The sequence below is a fragment of the Butyricimonas faecihominis genome, assembly GCF_033096445.1.
Taxonomy (GTDB): domain Bacteria; phylum Bacteroidota; class Bacteroidia; order Bacteroidales; family Marinifilaceae; genus Butyricimonas; species Butyricimonas faecihominis.
Window position 1 is genome coordinate 2,681,097 of record NZ_AP028155.1, and the last position, 23,043, is coordinate 2,704,139.

The 23,043-nt window shown below is 44.0% G+C and carries 22 protein-coding genes; 20 read left to right on the forward strand and 2 right to left on the reverse strand.

From position 1 onward, the window contains the following. Positions 1-186: 186 nt before the first annotated feature. From R8806_RS11165 to R8806_RS11175, 3 genes are all read left to right on the forward strand, one after another. Positions 187-1,350 carry an aminotransferase class V-fold PLP-dependent enzyme gene (locus tag R8806_RS11165; RefSeq protein WP_124316210.1) on the forward strand — a complete coding sequence of 388 codons (1,164 nt, stop codon included), beginning with the start codon at positions 187-189 and terminating at the stop codon, positions 1,348-1,350. Positions 1,351-1,693: 343 nt separating this feature from the next. After that, positions 1,694-2,884 (forward strand): glycine C-acetyltransferase, encoded by a 1,191-nt coding sequence (kbl, locus tag R8806_RS11170; RefSeq protein WP_124317900.1) that lies wholly within the window; start codon positions 1,694-1,696, stop codon positions 2,882-2,884. A gap of 244 nt (positions 2,885-3,128) precedes the next feature. Beyond that, on the forward strand, positions 3,129-4,424 hold the full coding sequence (locus R8806_RS11175; RefSeq protein ID WP_164719874.1) for an LruC domain-containing protein: 1,296 nt from the start codon (positions 3,129-3,131) through the stop codon (positions 4,422-4,424). A 431-nt stretch (positions 4,425-4,855) separates the two neighbouring features. Here the strand turns inward: R8806_RS11175 and R8806_RS11180 are convergent, their stop codons facing one another. After that, positions 4,856-5,650 carry an HhH-GPD family protein gene (locus tag R8806_RS11180; protein ID WP_317715675.1) on the reverse strand — a complete coding sequence of 265 codons (795 nt, stop codon included), beginning with the start codon at positions 5,648-5,650 and terminating at the stop codon, positions 4,856-4,858. A gap of 85 nt (positions 5,651-5,735) precedes the next feature. On the opposite strand from R8806_RS11180, the gene R8806_RS11185 reads away from it, so the two are divergent. Together R8806_RS11185 and R8806_RS11190 are read left to right on the forward strand one after the other, a co-directional pair. Beyond that, positions 5,736-5,912: a transcriptional regulator gene (locus tag R8806_RS11185; protein ID WP_118261509.1), complete on the forward strand. Its 177-nt coding sequence runs from the start codon at positions 5,736-5,738 to the stop codon at positions 5,910-5,912. A 5-nt stretch (positions 5,913-5,917) separates the two neighbouring features. Then, complete coding sequence (locus tag R8806_RS11190) at positions 5,918-6,202, forward strand: virulence protein (protein WP_124317897.1); 285 nt, start codon at positions 5,918-5,920, stop codon at positions 6,200-6,202. A gap of 13 nt (positions 6,203-6,215) precedes the next feature. On the opposite strand, the gene R8806_RS11195 is transcribed toward R8806_RS11190, so the two are convergent. Beyond that, positions 6,216-7,115, reverse strand: coding sequence for a helix-turn-helix domain-containing protein (locus tag R8806_RS11195; protein WP_124317896.1), 900 nt, complete (start codon positions 7,113-7,115; stop codon positions 6,216-6,218). Between the two features lie 210 nt (positions 7,116-7,325). On the opposite strand from R8806_RS11195, the gene R8806_RS11200 reads away from it, so the two are divergent. The 15 genes from R8806_RS11200 (at position 7,326) to R8806_RS11270 (ending at position 23,034) form a co-directional block, all read left to right on the forward strand. Then, complete coding sequence (locus R8806_RS11200; protein WP_229783027.1) at positions 7,326-7,853, forward strand: flavodoxin; 528 nt, start codon at positions 7,326-7,328, stop codon at positions 7,851-7,853. Between the two features lie 137 nt (positions 7,854-7,990). Further along, positions 7,991-9,037: a helix-turn-helix domain-containing protein gene (locus tag R8806_RS11205; protein WP_124318269.1), complete on the forward strand. Its 1,047-nt coding sequence runs from the start codon at positions 7,991-7,993 to the stop codon at positions 9,035-9,037. 276 nt (positions 9,038-9,313) lie between these two features. Next, the gene (locus R8806_RS11210; RefSeq protein WP_087420727.1) at positions 9,314-9,961 is read left to right on the forward strand and encodes a CoA transferase subunit A; all 648 of its coding nucleotides are present in this window, start codon (positions 9,314-9,316) and stop codon (positions 9,959-9,961) included. Positions 9,962-10,005: 44 nt separating this feature from the next. Next, the gene (gene kal / locus R8806_RS11215) at positions 10,006-10,392 is read left to right on the forward strand and encodes a 3-aminobutyryl-CoA ammonia lyase (protein WP_118305605.1); all 387 of its coding nucleotides are present in this window, start codon (positions 10,006-10,008) and stop codon (positions 10,390-10,392) included. A gap of 14 nt (positions 10,393-10,406) precedes the next feature. Continuing rightward, positions 10,407-11,234, forward strand: a complete 828-nt coding sequence (gene kce / locus R8806_RS11220) for a 3-keto-5-aminohexanoate cleavage enzyme (protein WP_118305606.1) — start codon at positions 10,407-10,409, stop codon at positions 11,232-11,234. A 32-nt stretch (positions 11,235-11,266) separates the two neighbouring features. Beyond that, on the forward strand, positions 11,267-12,310 hold the full coding sequence (kdd, locus tag R8806_RS11225; RefSeq protein WP_027201907.1) for an L-erythro-3,5-diaminohexanoate dehydrogenase: 1,044 nt from the start codon (positions 11,267-11,269) through the stop codon (positions 12,308-12,310). Positions 12,311-12,524: 214 nt separating this feature from the next. After that, the gene (gene kdd / locus R8806_RS11230) at positions 12,525-13,562 is read left to right on the forward strand and encodes an L-erythro-3,5-diaminohexanoate dehydrogenase (protein WP_124316840.1); all 1,038 of its coding nucleotides are present in this window, start codon (positions 12,525-12,527) and stop codon (positions 13,560-13,562) included. Positions 13,563-13,629: 67 nt separating this feature from the next. Further along, positions 13,630-14,874 (forward strand): lysine 2,3-aminomutase, encoded by a 1,245-nt coding sequence (gene kamA / locus R8806_RS11235; protein ID WP_124316841.1) that lies wholly within the window; start codon positions 13,630-13,632, stop codon positions 14,872-14,874. 93 nt (positions 14,875-14,967) lie between these two features. Beyond that, positions 14,968-15,978: a lysine 5,6-aminomutase reactivase subunit KamB gene (gene kamB, locus R8806_RS11240; RefSeq protein WP_124316842.1), complete on the forward strand. Its 1,011-nt coding sequence runs from the start codon at positions 14,968-14,970 to the stop codon at positions 15,976-15,978. Positions 15,979-16,059: 81 nt separating this feature from the next. After that, entirely contained in the window at positions 16,060-17,472 is a 1,413-nt protein-coding gene (gene kamC, locus R8806_RS11245) for a lysine 5,6-aminomutase reactivase ATPase KamC (RefSeq protein WP_229783028.1), read from the forward strand. A gap of 15 nt (positions 17,473-17,487) precedes the next feature. Continuing rightward, positions 17,488-19,044: a lysine 5,6-aminomutase subunit alpha gene (kamD, locus tag R8806_RS11250; protein ID WP_124316843.1), complete on the forward strand. Its 1,557-nt coding sequence runs from the start codon at positions 17,488-17,490 to the stop codon at positions 19,042-19,044. A 133-nt stretch (positions 19,045-19,177) separates the two neighbouring features. Beyond that, positions 19,178-19,966, forward strand: coding sequence for a lysine 5,6-aminomutase subunit beta (gene kamE, locus R8806_RS11255; protein ID WP_124316844.1), 789 nt, complete (start codon positions 19,178-19,180; stop codon positions 19,964-19,966). Between the two features lie 20 nt (positions 19,967-19,986). Further along, positions 19,987-20,646, forward strand: coding sequence for a 3-oxoacid CoA-transferase subunit B (locus R8806_RS11260; RefSeq protein ID WP_087420719.1), 660 nt, complete (start codon positions 19,987-19,989; stop codon positions 20,644-20,646). Further along, positions 20,643-21,848, forward strand: a complete 1,206-nt coding sequence (locus R8806_RS11265; protein ID WP_124316845.1) for an acetyl-CoA C-acetyltransferase — start codon at positions 20,643-20,645, stop codon at positions 21,846-21,848. Before R8806_RS11260 ends, R8806_RS11265 begins: the two co-directional genes overlap by 4 nt. A 46-nt stretch (positions 21,849-21,894) precedes the next feature. Next, positions 21,895-23,034 carry an acyl-CoA dehydrogenase gene (locus R8806_RS11270; RefSeq protein WP_124316846.1) on the forward strand — a complete coding sequence of 380 codons (1,140 nt, stop codon included), beginning with the start codon at positions 21,895-21,897 and terminating at the stop codon, positions 23,032-23,034. Positions 23,035-23,043: the final 9 nt, after the last annotated feature.

The window sequence follows — 23,043 nt, forward strand, 5'->3', positions numbered from 1 at the left end:
ATGAAAAAGTTTATAAAGTCCATAAAGTTCATAAGGTCCATAAAGTCTATGGACCCTTGCGGGGCTTTGTTCATGACAGCAGAGCTGTCGATAAATTTTGTCCAAAAATCTCCCGTGAATTCAACCTTATAAACTTTACGAACCTTACAAACTTTATAAACTTAAAACCTAAAATTTATAAATCTTATGAGCAAATTAATCTACCTAGACAATTCAGCAACCAGCTTTCCGAAGCCGGATGTAGTTTATGATTTCATGAACGACTTTTATCGCAAACATGGTGTAAATCCCGGGCGTTCCGGGTTTGATGCTGCCGTCGAGACAGAGGAAGTCGTGAACTCGACCCGCAAAATGCTAACCAAGCTATTCAACGGCGGGAATGATCATAACAGGCTAACGTTCAGTTATAACGCCACGGACTCCTTGAATCTGATCATTAACGGTTTGGTGGAGAAAGGCATTCACGTGGTATCTACCATGTTGGAACACAACTCCGTGTTGCGCCCGCTTAACATGCACCACCAAAACGGAACCATCGATTTAACTTACGTGCCTTTTGATGCACACGGCTATGTACATCCCGACGACATAAAGAACGCCATCCGTCCGAACACGAAATTTGTTGTCGTAACCCATTGTTCCAACGTGCTGGGAACGATTCAGCCGTTGACCGAAATCGGGAAAATCTGTAAAGAGAAAGGCGTTATCTTCGTGGTTGACGGTAGTCAAGGGGCCGGGGCCGTTGATCTCGACATGCAAGCCTCCGGTATCGACGTGTATTGTTTCACGGGCCATAAATGTCTCATGGGACCGACGGGAATCGGCGGTTCGTACGTACGTGAAGGAATCGAAATCAAACACACCCGTGCCGGGGGTACCGGGGTTCGCTCCGCTTATCCCGTGCATCTGGATGAATACCCTTACCGCTTGGAATACGGAACCCTCAACTTGCTAGGAGTTGCCGGACTGAATGCCGGGGTAAAATGGATTCAAGAACAAGGAATCATGAACATCCATCACCGGGAAATCCTACTTTGGGATAAACTTCGCAAAGCTTTACAAAACATCGAAGGTGTAACTACCTATTGCGCCCATAGCATCGAAAACCAGAATCCGGTATTAAGTTTCAACATCAACGGATTCGATTCCGGAGACGTGGGAACCATGCTTGACGTGGATTACAACATCGCCGTACGTACGGGACTACAATGCGCTCCGAAAGTACACGAGGTCATCGGTACCTTCGACATTCATGGAACCGTCCGCATGAGCATCGGTGCTTTCACGACAGAAGAAGACGTCAACACCGCCATCGAGGCCGTGAAAGAAATCGCCGCCATTAGAAATTAATCGACGAGGGGCTATCTAAAAAGTCATTTATTTCAGAAACTCCTCCGTCACTTCGTGCCACCTCCTCTATAAACAGAGGAGGAGCTGGTGACTCTTCCCGAAGACAGGGAGTATTTCAGCTCTCCCTCTGTTTATAGAGGGAGTACCCCGAAGGGGGGAGGGAGTTTGAAAAAAGACTTTTTAGATAGCCCCAATTTATAAAGAATTCTAAGTTTTTATCCCCAAATAATAATACTTCAAAACTTATTTACCAAATAAAACACGATATATTCATTTTCGAGTACGCCATAATCAAAAATTCATTACTTTTGAGGCCATTAAAACAAACAAAAAAATTAGTTATATGTACGGAAAATTTCAAGACTTTTTAAAGACTGAATTGCAGTCCATAAAAGACGCCGGCTTATACAAGAGCGAAAGAATTATCGTTACCCCGCAAGATGCTGAAATCAAACTTGCCACGGGAGAAACTGTATTAAACTTTTGTGCAAACAACTACTTAGGACTTTCTTCTAACCCGACGGTGATCGAAGGAGCAAAGAAAGCATTGGACAGCCGTGGATACGGGATGTCTTCAGTTCGTTTCATCTGCGGAACCCAAGATATTCACAAAGAACTGGAAGCTAAAATCTCTCAATTCTTCGGAACGGAAGATACCATTCTTTACGCCGCTTGTTTCGATGCTAACGGTGGTGTATTCGAACCGTTATTCGGTCAGGAAGATGCCATCATCTCTGATGAATTGAACCACGCTTCTATCATTGACGGTGTTCGTCTTTGTAAAGCCGTACGCTACAGATACAAACACGCCAACATGGCTGACCTCGAAGAACAATTGAAGATTTCTCAAGCTCAACGTTACCGGATTATCGTTACCGATGGTGTGTTCTCTATGGACGGGGATATTGCCAAGATGAACGAAATCTGCGACTTGGCAGAAAAATACAACGCATTGGTAATGGTTGACGATAGTCACGCTGCCGGCTTTATCGGCAAAACAGGCCGTGGTTCTGCAGAACACCATCACTGCATGGATCGTGTAGACATCTTCACGGGTACCCTAGGTAAAGCTCTTGGTGGGGCTATGGGTGGTTACACTACCGGTAAAAAAGAAATCATCGATATGTTGCGTCAACGTTCAAGACCTTACTTGTTCTCCAACTCCTTGTCTCCGGCAATCTGCGGTGCATCTATCGCCGTGTTCGACATGCTGTCAAAGAGTACCGAATTAAGAGACCGTGTCATGGACAACGCTAACTATTTCCGTGCAAAATTAACCGAAGCAGGATTCGACTTGAAACCTTCTGAATCAGCTATCTGTGCCTTGATGCTTTACGATGCTGTTCTTTCTCAACAATTCGCTGCCGAATTACAGAAAGAAAACATCTACGTTACCGGATTCTACTACCCGGTTGTACCGAAAGGACAAGCCCGTATTCGTATCCAATTATCTGCCGCTCACACGCGGGAACAACTGGATCGCGCATTGGCTGCCTTCATCAAGATCGGTAAACAATTGGGCGTTATCAAATAAGAAGATAACACCTACATTATACAAAACAGTTTGGGAGCAATCTCAAACTGTTTTTTTATTTCCCCCCATGCCAAACACCTGCATTTATTTGAAATTACTTATCGCAATCAGATAAAAAAGCATAAATCCAGCACTTTTATTGCTAAATAGTTTGAATTTCGAAAAATAGACCATACCTTTACACCAACATTATAGCAATATAATGCAATATCGGCGTCTAGTTGCAATAACAAAAAATTTAATCATGAGAACAAAAGTCTTAATTTTGGCCTTATTCTTCTTATCTGCAATTGTAAGCAGTTGTGTCAAGAAAGATATCGAGCATAAGGAAAAAGAAACAACAGGATTCACGGAATTAGTCGTTCCTGCTGATTTCGAATGGAAAATGTCCGAAAATGTGACCTGTAATTTCACTTCGGAACATGCCTCTAAAGTGTACGTTTCCACTGGAGCAAACACGGCTCCTTTTGCCTCGTTCTATGTCGGACAGGATATAGATCAAGTCAAATTGAACGTACCGACCTACATCAACACGCTTTACGTTAAATACGAAACGGAAGCAGGATTATCAGCAGCTAAATCTCTTGATATAACCAATAATACCGTGACTTATACAGTTCCCGCTGATAGTAAAGAAATGGAAACGCCTCTTGCCTACTCAGCAAAAACAAACTTAAGCCGAGCAAATGGTCAAGCAGTTATTTTTTATCCTGCCCAAGAAAACGGTTGGGGGACCTTGATGTTCGAAGATCTTTGGCCGGCCTATGGGGATTATGACTTTAACGACTTTGTTGTCAATTATAAGATGCAACTTTACCCCAATAACAAAAACATGGTAAAGGAAATGATCCTCGGAATCCGCGTCAAAGCCATTGGAGGCTCTCTACCTTATGACTTATGTCTTGCTATAAAAGGTATAAAAGCCGGGGAAATAGAAGAATGCGAAAAACAAGAATCCTACAATGCCTTGGAAGAGGCCGATATGAAGTTACTCAATCCGGGTAATAGCGTGAAAAATACACCTATATTCAGGTTCGATAACATCCGAACCAACACGAAGGCTCCTAAAGGTTTCGCTTTCCTTAACACAGATCCGGATAACAAAGCACGAATACAAAAAGGCGATATGGTAAACATCACCTTTTATATTGCATTCCGCAATTCAATTCCTCAAGCAGATCTTACCCTTGACGCATTTGACTTTTTCATTGCTAAACCTGTAAAGGAAGGAGCCTCTCAATGGCAAGAAATCCACACGAGAGGTTACGCTCCGACAGAAGAATTCGGACAAAGCACATACGAACAAACGAAAGAAGGGAATTCCTATATCGGGAAAAGCGGGATCTACTACAATTCCAACACTAACCTAGTATGGGCGATCAATATCCCTACCGACATTCCTCATACTCATGAAAAAGCAGACTTTTTGAAAGCTTATCCCCATTTCAAAGACTGGGCTACTTCAGGCGGGGAACAACATAAAGACTGGTACGAAAACATGACAGGAAATCGTAACGACAGCGAACTAATCAAACAATAAGTTCCATTATAAAACTAAAGAGACTTCTGATACATTCTAAAGTCTCTTTAGCTTTATTACCGATCTAATCCCTCTCTTGAACTCCCTCGTCACTCCCCATCCCTTTTTTCAAACAAGAGCATATCCCACCCGATAGCTAAAATACTACACGACACACCTAACTTGCAAATATAATCGTATCAAAAATCAATTTTATCGAAGATAAATGCAAGATGAATGCTTGTTGAATGCTCCTTGATCTAAATGAACTATCAAGAAAATATCAAGAGAATGCTAGGTTGACATAGCCTAAAGCTAGTGTAAAGCCTGCTTTTTATCAGAGTAATCATCTCCCATTACCCTTTCACCTCCCTTTCATCGCCCTTTCATCGCCCTTCGCCAATATACGAACAAGAGCGAAGGAAACTTGTTACAAAGATGGCAGGAGATTATTACTCCGACTCTTCGGTTACATCACCTTGGGATAACTCATAATACTTACAATGCTTATTAAGAACGCACTCCCCACATAACGGATTCCGAGTTTTACACACCAATGCCGCATAATCCAGAATAGCCCAGTTCAATTCCTTGCATCGACGTACCTCGATAATATCATTTGCCAACTCCTGAATCTCCTTATCATGCCGCACGTCAATAAAATCTCCCGGTTTAAAATAACGTTTCAGCAACCGGGCAATGTTCACGTCTAAAAGCGGTTTACGATTCCTCAAGATAAACAATTCGAACGCATTGGTCACGTACAACCCGATAAAACCGGAATCCCTCAACTCGTTCTCGTTTCCCGGGATCCTCCCACCCCGTCGGCGAATATCTTCCCCCAGCTTATACAGCCGTCGAGCCCGGTGACGATATAATCCCAAAGGTTTCATAATCTCTTCCAACTCTTCAAGCGAAGCATTAGCCAAAGCGTTCCAATCGGGAAATTTAGAGAAAAAAGTATCATAATACTTTGCCACCGTCTCCGCTTTCGTGCGCTGTAACAAGATCTCAGAAACAATTTGCTGGTACTTCGTCGCCCGATCTTCCCGCCACGGGAATATCCTCTGGTTCTCGTCAAACCACTTCAACAAACGATGTTGCAGATATTGAACCATGACTTCCCGCATAAATCTCAATTTATATTCAAATCTAACATAAGTACCCTTTACCATTTCTTCTTGGCAAACAAAAATAAAATTTTCCGACCACTCTTCATATAACCATTGACAAAATCTCTTAACCATACAAGAATTATCCCACAAATTTTTTATATGCTTCTTTTGTTTATATTCCTAATCTCCGTATCTTTATGGGGTAAAAAAGATCTTTATGAAAGTTGGTGAAAGAGTAAAAGTATCCCCCGACTTAACAGGATTAGATGCTTGGTACGAGGGGATTATCGTAGATATTGAAAACAACAGGTTTAATGGTATTGTCATATCTATTAAACTTGATGATGGGCGTATATTCTTTGGACAGGAGAGATTTTTCCAATCTTTAAATTAAATATTATGTACGCAATATCATTCGACCTCACGATAGGAGAAGTCAAAAAAAATTATGGAGAGCCTTATAACAATGCCTATTTCGAGATTCGCATGTTATTAAAAAAATGTGGTTTTGAATGGACACAAGGTAGTGTCTACCTATCCATAGACAACAACCTAGCCACTGTTTACAAAGCTATTGATGCACTCCGAAAAACAGAATGGTTTAGAAAATCCGTAAGAGACATCAGAGCGTTCAAGGTGGAGGATTGGTCTGACTTTACTGAGATCATTAAAAATCTAGAATAACAAGGCGGCATGATTAATTCAATGCCACCCTGTACTCATTAGGAGAACACCCCTCCATTTTCTTAAACAAGCGGCTCAAATGATGAGGGTATTTGAAGCCCATCTCGTAAGCAATCTCACTCACGGACTTGGACGAATCGGCAAAACGTTCCTTGACCTTATCAATAATGGTAAACTGAATATACTCCTGAGCCGATTTCCCCGTTTCCTTCTTTATCAGATCTCCGAAATAATTCGCAGAAAGATTAAGTTTATCAGCACAAAAAGCAACAGAAGGCAATCCGTAAGAAACCGGGGCATCCGACTCGAAATAACCGTTCAACAAATCTTCAAACCGGGTAAGAATATCCTTATTCACATCCTTACGAGTGATAAATTGCCGATCGTAAAAGCGAACACAATGATTCAAAAACACTTCAATATTAGCGGTAATGATGGATCGACTATGTTTATCGATAGCGTGTTCCAACTCCTCCCGGATCTCTTGAAAACAATTAATCACGATCTCTCGTTCCCGGTCAGACATATGAAGAGCCTCGTTCGCCTCATAAGAGAAAAAAGAATAGTCCTTCATCTTGCGCCCCAAAGATGTCCCCAATAATAAATCGGGATGGAAAAGCAACGCCCATCCTTTCGCCTGTACCCTTGTCCCGTTATCGTCATCCCCCACGATTTGTCCGGGACCGATAAAAACTAAAGTACCTTCTTGATAATCGTACATTTTGCGTCCATAACGAAGATCCCCACACTTAACATCTTTCAAAAAGACCGTGTAAAAACCCAAATTTTTGCGAGCCATACGAAGCGGAGGTACTTCCGACAGGTCGATCACGCTTACCAAAGGATGCAAAGTCTTTACCCCTAAAAATTCATGATAATCATGAATCGTATTCATTTTCAATATTTCACCCATAATTTTCAAGGCTTTGTTTGAAACAAAAATAACAATTCTTGTTTAAGTTTCTCTACCAACTAGTTGAAATCAGTAAAAATGGTACACATATCTGTAATTTATCTACACACAATCCCCGCCACACCCTATATTTTTGTATCACAAAATAAATGGACAACTTTATAATATATCAGAATGAAAACAATGTATTTTTTAATAATTGCAACAGTTATGGCAACATCTAGCATGAATGTAAAAGCACAAAAGACTTCTAACGGAAAGAAAGTACTGGTCGCTTATTTTTCACGTAGCGGAAACACCAAAGCGATAGCGAATCATATCAAAGAGCTGACAGGCGGAGATTTATTCGAAATCCAGACAGCAAAACCGTACCCGGCAGATTATCACGCTTGCACGGAAGCAGCCAAAAAAGAAAAAAATGACAACGCCCGCCCCGAATTAAAAGAGAAAGTGAAGAACATGGAAGAGTATGATATTATCTTTATCGGCTTCCCGAACTGGTGGGGAACAATGCCCATGCCGATCTTGACATTCCTAGAGAGCTATAAGCTAGAAGGTAAAATCGTGATCCCCTTCTGCACGCACGGTGGAGGTGGCGAACAAAGTTGCTCTAAAGATTTCGTGAAAAACACAAGTAAGGCCACGAATAAAAAAGGATTCATCACCAGTGGCGGATCAGCAAGTTCAGCCCGCCCGCAAGTAGAAAAATGGTTGAAAGAGATTGATGTGATAAAATAAAGAATCATTTTAAACTCCCTCCCCCCTTCGGGGTATTGAGCCTGCAAACAGTCTCGAATCGGCTCTCGCTCGACAGACAACGAGTAAACTCTCTATCTGTTCTCGCTTACTCGCCGATTTCCCTCTATAAACAGAGGGTGAGTTGGAATACTCACCGTCTTCGGGAAGAGTTACCAGCTCCTCCTCTGTTTATAGAGGAGGTGGCCGAAGGCCGGAGGAGTTTATCTAGCGACAAGCAGAATTTTACCGACTTTACGAATCATATCATCATGGCTAACCACACGCAAAAAATAGAGACCATCTGTCAGCTAAACACGCTAATCGGGCAAAAGACATTACACCCGCTCCTAAGCGTTATTGACCTAGCCGAAGCCACACGCCTCGGTCAACTCTCTATTTCCGGCGATTTCTACGCTCTATACTTCAAACAAGTACAATGTGGAGATTTCAGATACGGGCGCAGGTGTCATGATTTCCAATCCTGCACGTTAGTATTCAAAGCACCCGGACAAACTATTGACATCACCCAACATGACGCTCCGGAACAGACCAGCATTTTAGGCATCGCATTCCACCCCAAAGTTTTCAACGAAACTTCACTCGTCTGTAAGAAATCCGAATACTCGTTCTTTTCCTACCAAGAAAACGAATCCCTTCATTTATCCGAACGAGAAAAACAGATCGTATTAGTATGCATGAGCAATTTTCAAAAAGAATTGCAACGAGACATCGACCGATTCAGCCTCCGGTTGTTAGCCGTGCATCTTGAATTACTCCTAGATTACTGCCTGCGATTTTACGAACGCCAATTCATCACCCGTTGCAATATAAATAATGATATTTTGGCGTATTTCAATCAACTTTTGGAACAATATCTACAGGCAGAATACGCGACAAAAACCGAATTACGCTCGATCGAGTACGTCCATGACCGCATTCCCCAATCTCTTGCCTATCTCAACGATCTCGTACGGGTAGAAACCGGAAAAACACTCCGGGAATACGTGCGTCTGAAAAAAATAGACATGGCAAAATACCTCGTAACAAGCTCGAATAAAACAATTTCAGAAATTGCTCTCGCCTTAGGCTTTCCCAATACCCAAACATTTTTCTGCCTGTTTAAAAGATTCGTAGGTTGCTCTCCAAGCGAATACAGACAGCAAGGGAACAATAAACCCAATTAGTCCCTTCACGCTCTCTTTAAAATTGATTCTCAGAGAAATAATCATATTTTTTTCGACCAAGCCGTTGGTTTTTATCTTAAAATTTTATAATTTAATACCGCAAATTCAGAGGCGGTGACAGATATTTATTTTCGACTACGTAAAATGATTCTCAATAAAGAATTATTTCCGTTTTTATGTTGAAAATATTTCATTTATTGCCCCAAATGATATAAATTTGACAAATCAATGCGAATGTGTTAAATATTTAACTGAAACAATATAAAAATGCTTCCTATGAGTAAATTTATTTCTATCGAAGAGGCTGTATCAAAAGTAAAAGATGGTATGACCATCATGGTAGGCGGATTCCTCGCAAACGGAACTCCTAACAAAATCGTTGATGCGTTAGCGAAATCAGGCGTTAAGAACCTGACGTTGATCTGTAATGACACGGCTTACCCGGACAAAGGAGTAGGTCAATTGATTGCCAACAAACAAGTAAAGAAACTTTTCGTGTCACACATCGGGACGAACCCGCACACGAGCGAACAAATGAATAGCGGAGAACTTGAAATCGAATTCTGCCCGCAAGGTTCATTGGCAGAGCGTGTACGTGCCGGCGGTTGCGGGCTGGGAGGAATCCTGACTCAAACCGGAATGGGTACCATCGTGGCCGAAGGAAAACAGATCGTCAACGTGGATGGCAAAGACTACTTGTTGGAAAAACCGTTGAGAGCCGATATCGCGTTGGTTGGCGCCAGCCTTGGAGATAAAGCAGGAAATCTGGTTTACCGGGGAACATCTCAAAACTTCAACCCGTTAATGGCTTCTGCCGCTGATTTGGTAATTGCCGAAATTAACGAACTGGTTGAAGTCGGTGAAATCGCCGCAGAGAACGTGAAGACTCCGTCAATCATGGTGGACTTCATAATTGAAAATTGAAAATGGGTTCTCAATTTAAAATCTAAAATTTAAAATTAAAGGAAATGGAAAAATCAATGATAAGATTAAGAATGAGTGCAAAAGACGCTCATTACGGTGGTAATTTGGTTGACGGGGCTCACATGGTACATTTATTCGGAGACGTGGCCACGGAATTATTAATCATGCATGACGGTGACGAAGGGTTGTTCGTGGCATACGACAACGTGGAGTTTTTGGCACCTGTTTATGCTGGAGATTATATCGAGGCTACCGGAGAGATCGTGAAAGTAGGAAATTCTTCTCGGAAAATGGTTTTCGAGGCAAAGAAAGTAATCGCATCCAGACCTGACATTTCGGCTTCAGCAGCAGACGTACTGGAAGAACCGATCGTTGTTTGCCGTGCAAGCGGAACCTGCGTGGTGAAAAAAGAAGACCAGAGAAAGAAATAATCTAAATTATTATTATGGAGAAATTAATTATCACAGCAGCCATTTGCGGGGCCGAAGTTACCAAAGAACAAAATCCCGCCGTTCCTTATACAGTAGAAGAGATCGTGAGAGAAGCGAAATCCGCTGTAGACGCAGGCGCAGCTATTGTTCACCTTCACGTTCGTGAAGATGACGGAACCCCAACCCAAAGCAAAGCACGCTTCAAAGAGTGTATCGACGCTATTTATAAGGTATGCCCGGACGTTATCTTGATTCCCTCCACCGGAGGAGCCGTGGGAATGACCGCTGAAGAACGTCTTCAGCCGACAGAACTGTTCCCCGAGATGGCCACCTTGGATTGTGGTACCTGTAACTTCGGAGACGAGGTTTTCGAGAATACCATGCCGATGATGAGAGACTTCGGAAAGAGAATGTTGGAAAACAACATCAAACCGGAATACGAATGTTTCGAAATGGGACATCTTGACACCGTATTAACCATGGCTAAAAAAGGTCAGGTTCCCGGAGCCCCGATGCAATTCAATTTCGTTCTCGGTGTTCCCGGATGTACTCCTGCCACGGTACCGAACCTTTGCTGGCTTGTAAACGCAATTCCCGCAGGTTCTACGTGGACTGCAACCGGAATCGGTCGTCATGCTTTCACGCTTGCAGCTCCCGCTATCGCAATGGGGGGTAATGTGAGAGTAGGTTTTGAAGACAATCTTTATTTGGAAAGAGGCGTGTTGGCTAAATCCAATGGTGAATTAGTTGCCAAAGTGGTTCGTATCGCCAAAGAATTAGGTCGTCCTATCGCCACCTCCGCAGAAGCAAGAGAAATTTTGGGATTAAAACCTTTAAAATAATCGATTTATAAATTTTCAAATTTAATCATACTATGCAAAAGAAAGGAAATAAATACGGAACCCACCGTGTAATCGAACCAAAGGGAGTATTACCACAACCCGCCAACAAGATTGACAACAACATGGACGAGATCTACGACAACGAAATCTTGATCGACGTTCAGACTTTAAATATTGACTCAGCTAGTTTCACTCAGATCGAGCAACAAGCTGGTGGTGATAAAGCAAAGATCGCTGAAATCATGATGGACATTGTTGCAAAACAAGGAAAACATCGTAACCCGGTAACCGGATCAGGCGGTATGTTGTTAGGTACGGTGGAGAAAATCGGTGATGCATTGAAAGGCAAAATCGATTTGAAAGAAGGTGATAAGATCGCAACTTTGGTTTCTCTTTCTTTGACCCCACTTCGCATTGACAAAATCAAAGATATTCGCCCGGACATCGACCAAGTAGACATCGACGGTAAGGCTATCCTTTTCGAGAGTGGTATCTACGCCAAGATCCCGGCTGATCTTCCTGAAAACTTGGCCTTGTCTGCATTGGACGTAGCCGGAGCTCCCGCTCAAACCGCAAAATTGGTTAAACCGGGCGATACCGTGTTAATCATTGGTGCTGGTGGTAAATCAGGAATGTTGTGCTGTTACGAGGCTAAAAAACGTGCAGGCGTTACTGGTAAAGTAATCGGTTTGTGCCACAGCCAAAAGAGTACCGAACGTTTACAGAAACTTGGTTTCTGCGACTATGTATTCTCTGCCGATGCAACTCAACCCGTTCCGGTAATGGAGAAAATCGAGGAATTGACCAATGGTGAAATGTGCGACGTTACGATCAACAACGTGAACATCACCGATACGGAAATGACTTCTATCCTTTGTACGAAGAACACGGGAGTTGTTTACTTCTTCTCTATGGCAACCAGCTTCACGAAAGCAGCTCTTGGAGCAGAAGGTGTTGGTAGCGACGTGACCATGATCGTTGGTAACGGTTACACGAAAGGACACGCAGAGATCACTCTTCAAGAACTGAGAGAAAGCGAAGCTTTAAGAAAGATCTTTACTGAACTTTACGCTTAATAATTAAAGATTTATGAAGATGTCTCAAAAACTCCTCCGTCAGTAAAGCTGCCACCTCCTCTATAAACAGAGGAGGAGTTAAATTACTACCCGGTTTCAAGAAGATTTACAGCTCTCCCTCTGTTTATAGAGGGAGTACGGCGGAGCCGGGAGGGAGTTTTTGATACATCTTCATAAATCATTAAATTTAAAATCTAAAATTTAAAATCATTTGATGGACAAGGGTTGTAGATACGGAACACACAGGGTAATTACTCCGGAAGGAACACTTCCGCAACCGGCATTAAAGCTGGATAACACGATGAGCATTTATGACAACGAATTGCTGATTGATGTACAAACATTAAACATTGATTCGGCCAGTTACACGCAGATTAAAAGCGCTTGTAACGGGGAGGCGGACAAAATGAAAGAGATGATTCTTTCTATCGTGGCAGAGAGAGGTAAAATGCAAAATCCTGTTACCGGATCGGGTGGTATGCTCATCGGAACGGTGAAAGAGATCGGGCCTAATTTCCCGGACAAATCACTGAAGGTCGGAGATAAAATTGCCACACTGGTTTCCTTATCCCTGACCCCATTAAAAATAAACAAGATCAAGCATCTTGACCCGGCATCAGATCAGGTCGACGTGGACGCGCAAGCGATCCTGTTTGAAAGCGGCTTATATGCCGTGCTACCGAATGATATTCCGGAAAAATTGGCATTAGCCGTGTTGGACGTGGCTGGGGCCCCGGCTCAAGTGGCCCGTCTGGTAAAAGAAGGAGATACGGTATGTATCATCGGAGGGGGAGGAAAGTCTGGAGTACTTTGTTGCTACCAGGCCATGAAAAACGTTGGACCTTACGGAAAGGTCATCGTGGTGGAATACTCGGAAGAGAACGCCCGAAGAATTAAAGATATGAATCTCGCCACTCACGTTATTGTTGCCGACGCAACAAAAGTGATGGACGTGTATAAAAAAGTGACTGCCATTGCAGGGGAAAGAGGTTGTGAGGTAACGATTAACAATGTAAACGTTCCATCGACAGAAATGACCTCGATTCTCGTCACAAAAGGACAAGGATGCGTTTATTTCTTCTCCATGGCGACCAGCTTCACGAAAGCGGCATTGGGAGCTGAAGGAGTAGGAAAAGATATAAATTTAATCGTGGGGAACGGATACGCCAAAGGACACGCCGAACTGACACTGAGTATCATTCGGGAGTCTGAGGAAATTCGGGAACTATTTAATAGATTGTATGTGAAATAAAATCGCATTGCGATTTTATAGATAAAAGATAAAAATTAAAAGATAAATCTAAAATAAATAAACTGAGATGGCTGAAAGCAGACGAAAAGAATTTTTTCCGGAAGTAACAGATGAACAATGGAACGACTGGAAATGGCAAGTGAAAAACAGAATTGAGACTGTGGATCAATTAAAAAAATATCTTGATCTGGATCCCAGCGAAGAAGAGGGTATTCGTAAAGCATTACAAATGCTGAGAATGGCGATCACCCCATATTATTTAAGTTTAATCGACAAGAACGACCCGCATTGTCCGATACGTAAACAAGCCGTTCCTTCTGCATTGGAGTTACACAAAGCCAGCGCAGACTTGGAAGACCCGTTACACGAAGACAGCGATTCTCCCGTACCGGGATTGACTCACCGTTATCCGGACCGAGTGTTGTTCTTGATCACGGACCAATGTTCCATGTACTGCCGTCACTGTACCCGCAGACGTTTTGCAGGACAAAAAGACAGTGCCTCCCCGACCGAACGTATTGACAGATGTATCGAGTACATCGCCAAGACTCCGCAAGTAAGAGACGTGCTGTTGTCCGGTGGTGACGCATTGTTGGTAAGCGACGATCGTTTGGAATACATTATCAGCCGTTTGAGAGCTATCCCTCATGTGGAAATCATCCGTATCGGTAGCCGTACCCCGGTAGTATGCCCGCAAAGAATTACCCCGGAGTTGGTGAATATGCTGAAAAAATATCACCCGATCTGGTTAAATACCCACTTCAACCACCCAAGCGAAATCACGGAAGAATCAGCTGCTGCTTGCGCTCGCTTAGCTGATGCAGGTATTCCGTTAGGAAACCAGACCGTGTTACTGAGAGGTATCAACGATTGTACCTACGTGATGAAGAAATTGATGCACGGATTGGTAAAAATGCGTGTTCGTCCGTACTACATCTATCAATGTGACCTTTCCATGGGTATCGAACACTTCCGTACTCCGGTTTCCAAAGGTATCGAGATCATCGAGAACTTACGCGGCCACACTTCCGGATACGCAGTTCCCACGTTCGTGGTTGACGCACCCGGTGGTGGTGGTAAGACTCCGGTAATGCCGAACTACGTGATCTCTCAATCTCCGAACCGGGTTGTATTGAGAAACTACGAAGGTGTTATCACAACCTACACGGAACCGACAGATTACAAGGAAGAGTGTCACTGCCCAGAATGTGAGCAAGCTCGCAAAGAAGGTGTTGCCGCTCTGTTAAATGGCGATATGCTCTCCATCGAACCGAAACATTTGGCTCGTAACGAGAGAAATCATCACGAATAAAATAATTAAGTGATTCCGTGATTTCCGATTAAGTGATTTAGTCTCTTCTCAGGAAATCACAGAATCACTTAACCAACAAATCATCAATAACCAATGTTTATCGAGGAGATTCTAAAATACAATAGTATAGCAATCGTGGGTCTGGCAAAAAATGCCGGAAAAACGGAATGCTTAAACTATATTCTTCGGAAAGTGAAGAATACGGGAAAGCGTTTCGCCCTTACCTCAATAGGCATCGACGGGGAAAACAGGGATCAGGTTTGCCAAACGCCCAAACCGGAAATTGAAATCTTTGAAGACATGATATTCATCACGTCAGAGATGCATTACCGGTCGAAACGTCTGGTGGCAGAGATCATGGATGTCAGCACACAACAAACCTCGTTAGGACGTCTGGTAACCGCCAGAGCTGTCAGTTCGGGGAAAGCCTTGTTATCAGGGCCTGCCGACACGGGATCATTGAAAACCCTCATCCAAGGGATGAAACGTTTTGACGTGGATACCACCATCGTCGACGGGGCTCTCTCCCGACTCAGTCTCAGCTCTCCGGCTGTGACGGAAGCCATGGTGTTAGCCACGGGAGCCGCGGTATCCTGTAATATTCCTCAACTGGTTAGAAAAACAAAATACGTGTATGACCTCATTTGCTTGGAGAAAGCAGAGCCGGAAATTATCCGGCAATTGATCGACATCGAGCAAGGAATGTGGTCCATTGACGAAAACGGGAAAGTTCACGATCTGAACATACCTTCCGTGTTTATGCTTGAAAATAACAAAGACGAAGTTTTCAAGTACGGGAACACGTTATACGTGGCGGGCGCCATCAGTGACAAATTATTGCAATTCCTACGGCAGCAGAAGCAAATCAAGGAGATCACACTGATCATCCGTGATTTCACCAAAATGTTCGCCTCCATGGAAACATACTACGCCTTCCTTAAAAAAGGCGGCACCATGAAGGTATTGCAAAAAAGTAAACTACTGGCCGTTTGCATCAATCCCCAATCTCCGGAAGGATATTGTCTGGATTCCGACGAACTGAGAGTAGCCATGCAAGAGAGCTTGGGAATTCCTGTTTATGACGTCAAAAGAATTGAAAGTTGAAAATTGAAAATGAATTTAGAAGCGATGGCCCGTGCGGCTGGAATCTAAAATCATAAATCATTAAATCTAAAATTAGTAGCGGTGTTTTTAAGAAGTGCCATAGAAGAAATTAACGGGTTCAGATTCATGATCGACAAACTGGAAATTCAATCCGGTCTGGCGAAACGGATCTTGAACACATTACCTTATTTGCGTACCCCGGAAGCAATTGCCCAAGAATTGGACAAAACCGAGGTCATGCGCAACATTCTACAAACCTCCGAACTAACAGACACCATTACCAAGATCAAAGTCAAACTGATGCAAGTGAAGGACATCCGGGGAACAGCGAACCGGGTGACGGAATCACAGATACTGGATGACATTGAACTATTTGAATTAAAAGCTTTTTCTTTGCTGGTCGTGGAGATGCGGGAATTGCTCCTATCAGCAAATATCACGGTTGTTTCACTCCCGGACTTGGAACCGGTAGTAAACATTCTAGATCCCGAAAAGATGCGTATTCCTCATTTTTACGTGTATGATGCCTATTCCCCGGAACTGGCAGCCCTGCGGGCAAAAATGAAGACGCTCAAAATGGATGAAAAAACAGAAGAACGAGTACTGGATCAACTTCAATTCGAGCATACGGAATTAGAAGACCAAATCCGGGAAAAGCTATCCGAACAGATTCATCCCTATAAAAAAGAAATTAACGAAGCCTTGGCAAACACGGCAACTTTAGATATCCTGTTGGCAAAAGCCCAACAGACCATTGATATGCAGTTGTGCAAACCGGAAATTTCCTCTGGCACAACTCGCTATATAAAAATATTCAACCCACAAGTAAAAGAGGTACTTTGGCAAGAAGGCAAGAAATTCCAAGCCATTGACATTGACATCGAGCAAGGCGCCTGTTTGATTACCGGAGCCAATATGGCTGGGAAAAGCGTTATCCTGAAAACCGTGGCACTGGCACAAACACTATTCCAATTCGGTTTTTACGTTCCGGCAGAACAAGCCGAGATTGCCTTGGTTGACGAAGTTCTCCTTTGCATCGGGGACGAGCAATCCGAATTAAACGGACTGTCCTCGTATGCCTCGGAAATGCTACGGGTAAATGCCATCGTTCAAGACGTGAAAGCAGGTAAAAACGCCTTGATCTTAATTGATGAACTGGCAAGAACCACCAACCCCACGGAAGGAAAGGCGATCGTGAATGCCATGCTCGACTTCCTAACGGATAAAGGGGCCCGTTCCTTGATTACTAGCCATTACAGCGGGATCAAAGCCCGTTGTAAAAAAATGCGGGTAAAAGGATTTGTAAAAGAACACGTGAAAGGTCTATTGACCATCAACAATATAAACGAGTTCATCGATTACTCGCTAATCGAAGATACTCACGACTCCGTTCCGCAAGAAGCCATGCGCATCGCCCGTATTCTGGGCGTTGACGAAGAATTGTTGGACAAAGCAGAGGAGTTTTTGGATGACGAAGAGAAGAACAGAAATTAATAACAGAACAAAGATATGCAGAACAGTAAACTAGGGCTTGATTTCACCAAAGTGGCACACGCAAAGGACGTGGCCCGGAAGATAGCCGACGATGTACAAAAATTCGTGGAACAATACTCTACCGTTGCCGTTGAGCGTACGTTATGCCGTTTGCTCGGTATTGACGGGGTTGACGCTAACACCGTGCCCCTACCCAACGTGCTGGTAGACGAGATCAAAGACAAAGGCGTGTTAGGTGAAGGAATTCTATTCTTCCTCGGAAACGCAATCGTGGAAACCGGTATGAACCCGCAACAAATAGCAGAGAAGGTTGCAGAGGGAGAACTGGACATTACCACGCTCCCCGTTCACCCGACAGACAAGATTAAAGCCGCACTTAAACCGCACGTTGACGCAAGTATCAAACGGATCAGTGATCGCCGTGCCAAGAAGGAAAACTACTTGAACACGATCGGAGAAGGCCCGAAACCCTACCTCTACGTGATCGTGGCTACCGGAAACATCTACGAAGACGTGGTACAGGCACAGGCTGCCGCACGTCAGGGGGCTGACATCATTGCCGTAATCCGTACAACAGGGCAGAGTTTGTTGGATTACGTGCCTTATGGAGCTACCACGGAAGGATTCGGGGGAACCTTCGCTACACAAGAAAACTTCCGCATCATGCGTAAGGCTTTGGATGAAGTAAGCGAAGAAGTAGGCCGTTACATCCGCTTATGTAACTATTGTTCAGGTTTATGTATGCCGGAAATTGCGGCTATGGGAGCGCTGGAAGGCTTGGATGTGATGTTGAACGACGCTCTTTACGGGATCCTATTCCGGGATATCAATATGCAGCGTACACTGGTTGACCAGTTCATGTCAAGGGTAATCAACGGATTCGCCGGGGTGATCATCAATACCGGAGAGGACAACTACCTAACCACCGCTGATGCCGTGGAACAGGCACACACCGTACTGGCATCCGACTTGATCAACGAGCAATTAGCCTTGATCGCCGGATTGAAAGAAGAACAAATGGGATTAGGACACGCTTTCGAAATGGACCCGTCTCTTGAAAACGGATTCTTACTGGAATTGTCTCAGGCTCAAATGACCCGTGAGATTTTCCCGAAAGCCACTTTAAAATATATGCCTCCGACCAAATTCATGACGGGAAATATTTTCCGCGGACACATTCAGGATGCACTTTTCAACATGATCGGAATCTGGACTTCACAAGGAATCCAATTATTGGGTATGCCAACGGAAGCTATCCACACGCCGTTCATGTCCGACCGTTACCTTTCTATCGAGAACGCCAAGTATATCTTCGGTAACATGAAGAATATCGGTGACGAGGTAGAGTTCAAAAAGGACGGTATCATCCAGAATCGTGCCAAGGAAGTATTGAACAACGCTATCGCATTACTTGAAAACATTGAACGTGAAGGTCTTTTCACCGCTTTGGAAAAAGGAATCTTCGGTGACGTGAAACGTCCGAAGAATGGTGGTAAAGGACTTGACGGAGTTGCAGCCAAAGGCGCCAACTACTATAACCCGTTTATCGAGTTAATGCTGAAAGGCAATTGAAAATTGAAAATTGAGAATTGAAAATGACGACTTGTCATTTTTAGTTCCAAGTTTCAAGAGTGTGAATAAAAATAAAATTTAAACCAATGCGATTGATAATTTTCAATTTTGCATTTTCAATTTTCAATTCATTATGAGTGGAGGATTATATTCTACCGAAAAAAATGATTTCGACCAGACGCTGGATCTGAAAAAAATAAAACCTTACGGGGACACGATGAACGACGGGAAAACTCAGTTGAGTTTCACGTTGCCCGTACCTGCCGGGGATGAGGCTATCGAAGCCGCAAAACAATTGTTGAAAAAAATGGGTTTCGAGAACCCGCAAGTGGTATTCCATAAAGAGTTGACCGAAGGCTACACCTTCTTCAACTGTTACGGTAGCTGCACGCACACCGTGGACTTCACGAGTATTCATGTTCCGAAAGTAGAAGGAACGAAATGGGATATGCACGAAACGGACGAGTTCATCCGTGAAAATATCGGACGTCCTTTAGTTGTTGTGGGAGCAAGTACCGGAACCGACGCTCACACCGTGGGAATCGACGCCATCATGAACATGAAAGGATTTGCCGGACACTACGGACTGGAACGTTACGACATGATCGAGGCTCACAACTTGGGAAGCCAAGTTCCCAATGAAGAGTTTATTGCCAAAGCTATCGAGCTGAAAGCCGACGCTCTTCTGGTATCCCAGACCGTTACCCAAAAAGATGTTCACATCAAGAACTTGATCGAACTCGTGGAAATGCTGGAGGCAGAAGGCTTGCGAGATAAAGTAATCTTAGCTTGCGGTGGTCCTCGTATCTCACACGAATTGGCAAAAGAGCTGGGTTACGATGCAGGTTTCGGCATGAACACCTATGCGGATGACGTGGCGTCATTTGTTGCACAAGAATTTGTTAGAAGAAAAAATAAATAGCATTTTAAATTGAAAACGGTATGGATAAAGATCAAGTAAGAGAAGTTATCGCAAAACGGGTAGCTCTCGAATTAAAAGACGGCGACGTGGTAAACTTGGGAATCGGACTGCCAACGATGGTACCGAACTACTTGCCCAAAAACGTACACGTGATCCTACAATCCGAAAACGGATTATTAGGTATGGGTCCGAAACCGGAAGAAGGTAAAGAAAATCCGGAATTGACGGATGCCGGTGGTGGCTACATCACGGCGATCGAAGGCGCCTGCAGCTTTGACAGCGCAACCTCTTTCGGACTTATCCGCGGTGGACACGTGGATGTCACCATTCTTGGTGCTTTACAGGTAGACGAGAAAGGAAACTTGGCAAACTGGATCATCCCCGGTAAAAAAGCCCCGGGCATGGGTGGAGCCATGGACCTTTTAGTAGGTGCTAAAAAAGTGATCCTTGCCATGGAACACACGGCAAAAGGGAATCACAAGATTTTGAAAGAATGCACACTGCCGTTAACCGCTGCCGGGGAAGTTGACATGATTATCACCGAAATGGGTGTTATGAACATTACCCCTGCCGGAATCGAACTGGTAGAATTAAACCCTGAATTTACTTTAGATGACATCAAAGCAGCTACAGGCTGTGAATTAATAATTTCCAAAAACTTAAAAGCAATGCCTCAATGACAAAAACCTATATCGTAGCAGCAAAAAGAACAGCGATCGGCAAATTTTTAGGAACAACTCTTTCAATGACAGCAGCAGACTTGGGTGCCGCCGTAATAAAAAACATTATCGCGGAAACCGGAGTCAATCCCGCCAATATTGATGAAGTGATCGTCGGCAACGTACTATCCGCCGGACAGGGGCAAGGTGTAGCCCGTCAGGCATCCATCAAAGGGGGGATCCCACAAGAAGTTCCGGCTTACGGAATCAACATGATATGCGGGAGCGGTATGAAAGCCGTGCTCAATGGTGTAACCGCTATCAAATCGGGGCTAGCGAACCTGATCATTGCAGGAGGAACCGAATCCATGTCCAATGCGGGCTATATCCTCCCGGCACGTGTACGTGACGGGCACAAGATGGGCGACGTGACAGTAGTGGACCACATGGTGTATGATGGTCTGACGGACGCCTTCGAAGGATACCACATGGGCATAACGGCTGAAAACATCGCGGAAAAATACGCGATCAGCCGGGAAGAACAGGATGAATTTGCAATCGAATCGCAACAACGTGCTATTGCGGCTATCGATAATGGTAAATTCAAGTCAGAAATCGTGCCTATAGAGTACAAGGTGAAGAAAGAGACTCACGTGTTCGACACGGATGAATTCCCGAACCGGACGACCTCCCTAGAGAAATTATCGACCTTACGTCCCGCTTTCAAAAAAGAGGGTTCCGTCACGGCCGGTAACGCTTCGGGAATCAACGACGGGGCATCATTCGTACTGATCGCATCGGAAGAAGCTGTAAAACAATACAACTTAACCCCTCTATGCGAGATCATTGGTGTCGGACAAGGCGGTGTGGACCCAGCCATCATGGGTATGGGCCCCGTGCCAGCCATTGCCAACGCACTCAAGAACGCCGAAATCAAACTATCCGACATCGACGTGATCGAGTTAAACGAGGCTTTCGCGGCACAATCACTGGGAGTCATTCACGAACTCATGGCACAACACGGCGTTACGAGAGAATGGATAAATGAACGTACGAACATCAACGGTGGTGCAATTGCACTGGGACATCCCATCGGGGCCTCAGGAAACCGCATCGTTGTATCATTAGTACATGAAATGATAAACAATGAAGCAAAATTAGGTCTTGCATCCCTCTGTATCGGAGGGGGCATGGGGACGGCCTTAATTCTGAAGAAATGTTGATTTAGAATTAAAAACTAGCTTCGATCAATTAAAAACATTTATAATAATGGATTTCAGTCTATCAAAACAAGACCAACTCTTCTTACAAATGATAAGAGAGTTTGCAGAGAAAGAGGTAAAACCTCTGGCGGCGGAAGTGGACGAATCAGAAAGATTCCCGATGGAAACCGTTCAAAAAATGGCAAAACTTGGTATTATGGGTATCCCATTCCCGGTTGAATACGGCGGTGCCGGTGGTAACAACATCCTTTACACGATGGCGGTAGAGGAGTTATCCCGTGTATGTGCCACGACCGGAGTAATCGTATCCGCACACACCTCTTTGTGTTGTGCGCCGATTATGGAACACGGTACGCCCGAACAAAAAGCCAAGTATCTTCCCAAGTTGACTTCCGGTGAATGGATCGGAGCATTCGGTCTGACAGAACCGAACGCCGGAACAGACGCATCCGCACAACAGACTTTCGCGGTGAAAGAGGGAGATCATTACGTGCTTAACGGATCTAAAATCTTCATCACCAATGCCGGCTATGCACACGTGTATATCATCATGGCGATGACCGATAAATCCAAAGGGACCAAAGGAATTTCCGCCTTTATCGTGGAAAAAGATTTCCCGGGATTCTCTATCGGTAAAAAAGAAAAGAAAATGGGTATCCGCGGTTCAGCTACTTGCGAGCTGATCATGGAAAACTGTATCGTTCCTGCCGAGAACTTACTCGGACAAGAAGGTAAAGGTTTTGGTATTGCCATGAAAACACTTGACGGCGGACGTATCGGAATCGCTTCTCAAGCATTGGGTATCGCCCAAGGAGCCATGGACGAAACCGTGAAATACGTGAAAGAGCGTAAACAATTCGGTAAATCCCTTGGTCAATTCCAAAACACTCAATTCCAATTGGCTGACCTGCAGACCAAAGTGGAAGCATCCCGCTTATTAGTAAGACAAGCTGCCTACAAAAAAGACCAGAAAGTGCCTTATTCCGCAGATGCAGCTATGGCTAAACTATTCGCGGCAGAGACGGCCATGGAAGTAACGACCAAAGCCGTACAGTTCCACGGAGGATATGGATATACCCGTGAATATCCCGTTGAAAGAATGATGAGAGATGCCAAGATTACTGAAATCTACGAGGGTACGTCAGAAGTTCAGAGAATGGTGATTGCAGCAAATTTATTAAAGTAAAAGACAGTT

Excerpts from the sequence above, each read along its gene's own strand:
- R8806_RS11210 (WP_087420727.1), top strand. The coding sequence starts at position 9,314 with ATGAGTAAATTTATTTCTATCGAAGAGGCTGTATCAAAAGTAAAAGAT.
- kbl (WP_124317900.1), top strand. The coding sequence starts at position 1,694 with ATGTACGGAAAATTTCAAGACTTTTTAAAGACTGAATTGCAGTCCATA.
- kal (WP_118305605.1), top strand. The coding sequence starts at position 10,006 with ATGGAAAAATCAATGATAAGATTAAGAATGAGTGCAAAAGACGCTCAT.
- kdd (WP_027201907.1), top strand. The coding sequence starts at position 11,267 with ATGCAAAAGAAAGGAAATAAATACGGAACCCACCGTGTAATCGAACCA.
- R8806_RS11165 (WP_124316210.1), top strand. The coding sequence starts at position 187 with ATGAGCAAATTAATCTACCTAGACAATTCAGCAACCAGCTTTCCGAAG.
- R8806_RS11270 (WP_124316846.1), top strand. The coding sequence starts at position 21,895 with ATGGATTTCAGTCTATCAAAACAAGACCAACTCTTCTTACAAATGATA.
- R8806_RS11195 (WP_124317896.1), bottom strand. The coding sequence starts at position 7,115 with ATGGGTGAAATATTGAAAATGAATACGATTCATGATTATCATGAATTT.
- kamE (WP_124316844.1), top strand. The coding sequence starts at position 19,178 with ATGAGTGGAGGATTATATTCTACCGAAAAAAATGATTTCGACCAGACG.
- R8806_RS11260 (WP_087420719.1), top strand. The coding sequence starts at position 19,987 with ATGGATAAAGATCAAGTAAGAGAAGTTATCGCAAAACGGGTAGCTCTC.
- R8806_RS11200 (WP_229783027.1), top strand. The coding sequence starts at position 7,326 with ATGGCAACATCTAGCATGAATGTAAAAGCACAAAAGACTTCTAACGGA.
- R8806_RS11180 (WP_317715675.1), bottom strand. The coding sequence starts at position 5,650 with ATGGTTAAGAGATTTTGTCAATGGTTATATGAAGAGTGGTCGGAAAAT.
- kamA (WP_124316841.1), top strand. The coding sequence starts at position 13,630 with ATGGCTGAAAGCAGACGAAAAGAATTTTTTCCGGAAGTAACAGATGAA.
- R8806_RS11175 (WP_164719874.1), top strand. The coding sequence starts at position 3,129 with ATGAGAACAAAAGTCTTAATTTTGGCCTTATTCTTCTTATCTGCAATT.
- R8806_RS11185 (WP_118261509.1), top strand. The coding sequence starts at position 5,736 with ATGAAAGTTGGTGAAAGAGTAAAAGTATCCCCCGACTTAACAGGATTA.
- kamB (WP_124316842.1), top strand. The coding sequence starts at position 14,968 with ATGTTTATCGAGGAGATTCTAAAATACAATAGTATAGCAATCGTGGGT.
- kce (WP_118305606.1), top strand. The coding sequence starts at position 10,407 with ATGGAGAAATTAATTATCACAGCAGCCATTTGCGGGGCCGAAGTTACC.
- kamD (WP_124316843.1), top strand. The coding sequence starts at position 17,488 with ATGCAGAACAGTAAACTAGGGCTTGATTTCACCAAAGTGGCACACGCA.
- R8806_RS11265 (WP_124316845.1), top strand. The coding sequence starts at position 20,643 with ATGACAAAAACCTATATCGTAGCAGCAAAAAGAACAGCGATCGGCAAA.
- R8806_RS11190 (WP_124317897.1), top strand. The coding sequence starts at position 5,918 with ATGTACGCAATATCATTCGACCTCACGATAGGAGAAGTCAAAAAAAAT.
- kdd (WP_124316840.1), top strand. The coding sequence starts at position 12,525 with ATGGACAAGGGTTGTAGATACGGAACACACAGGGTAATTACTCCGGAA.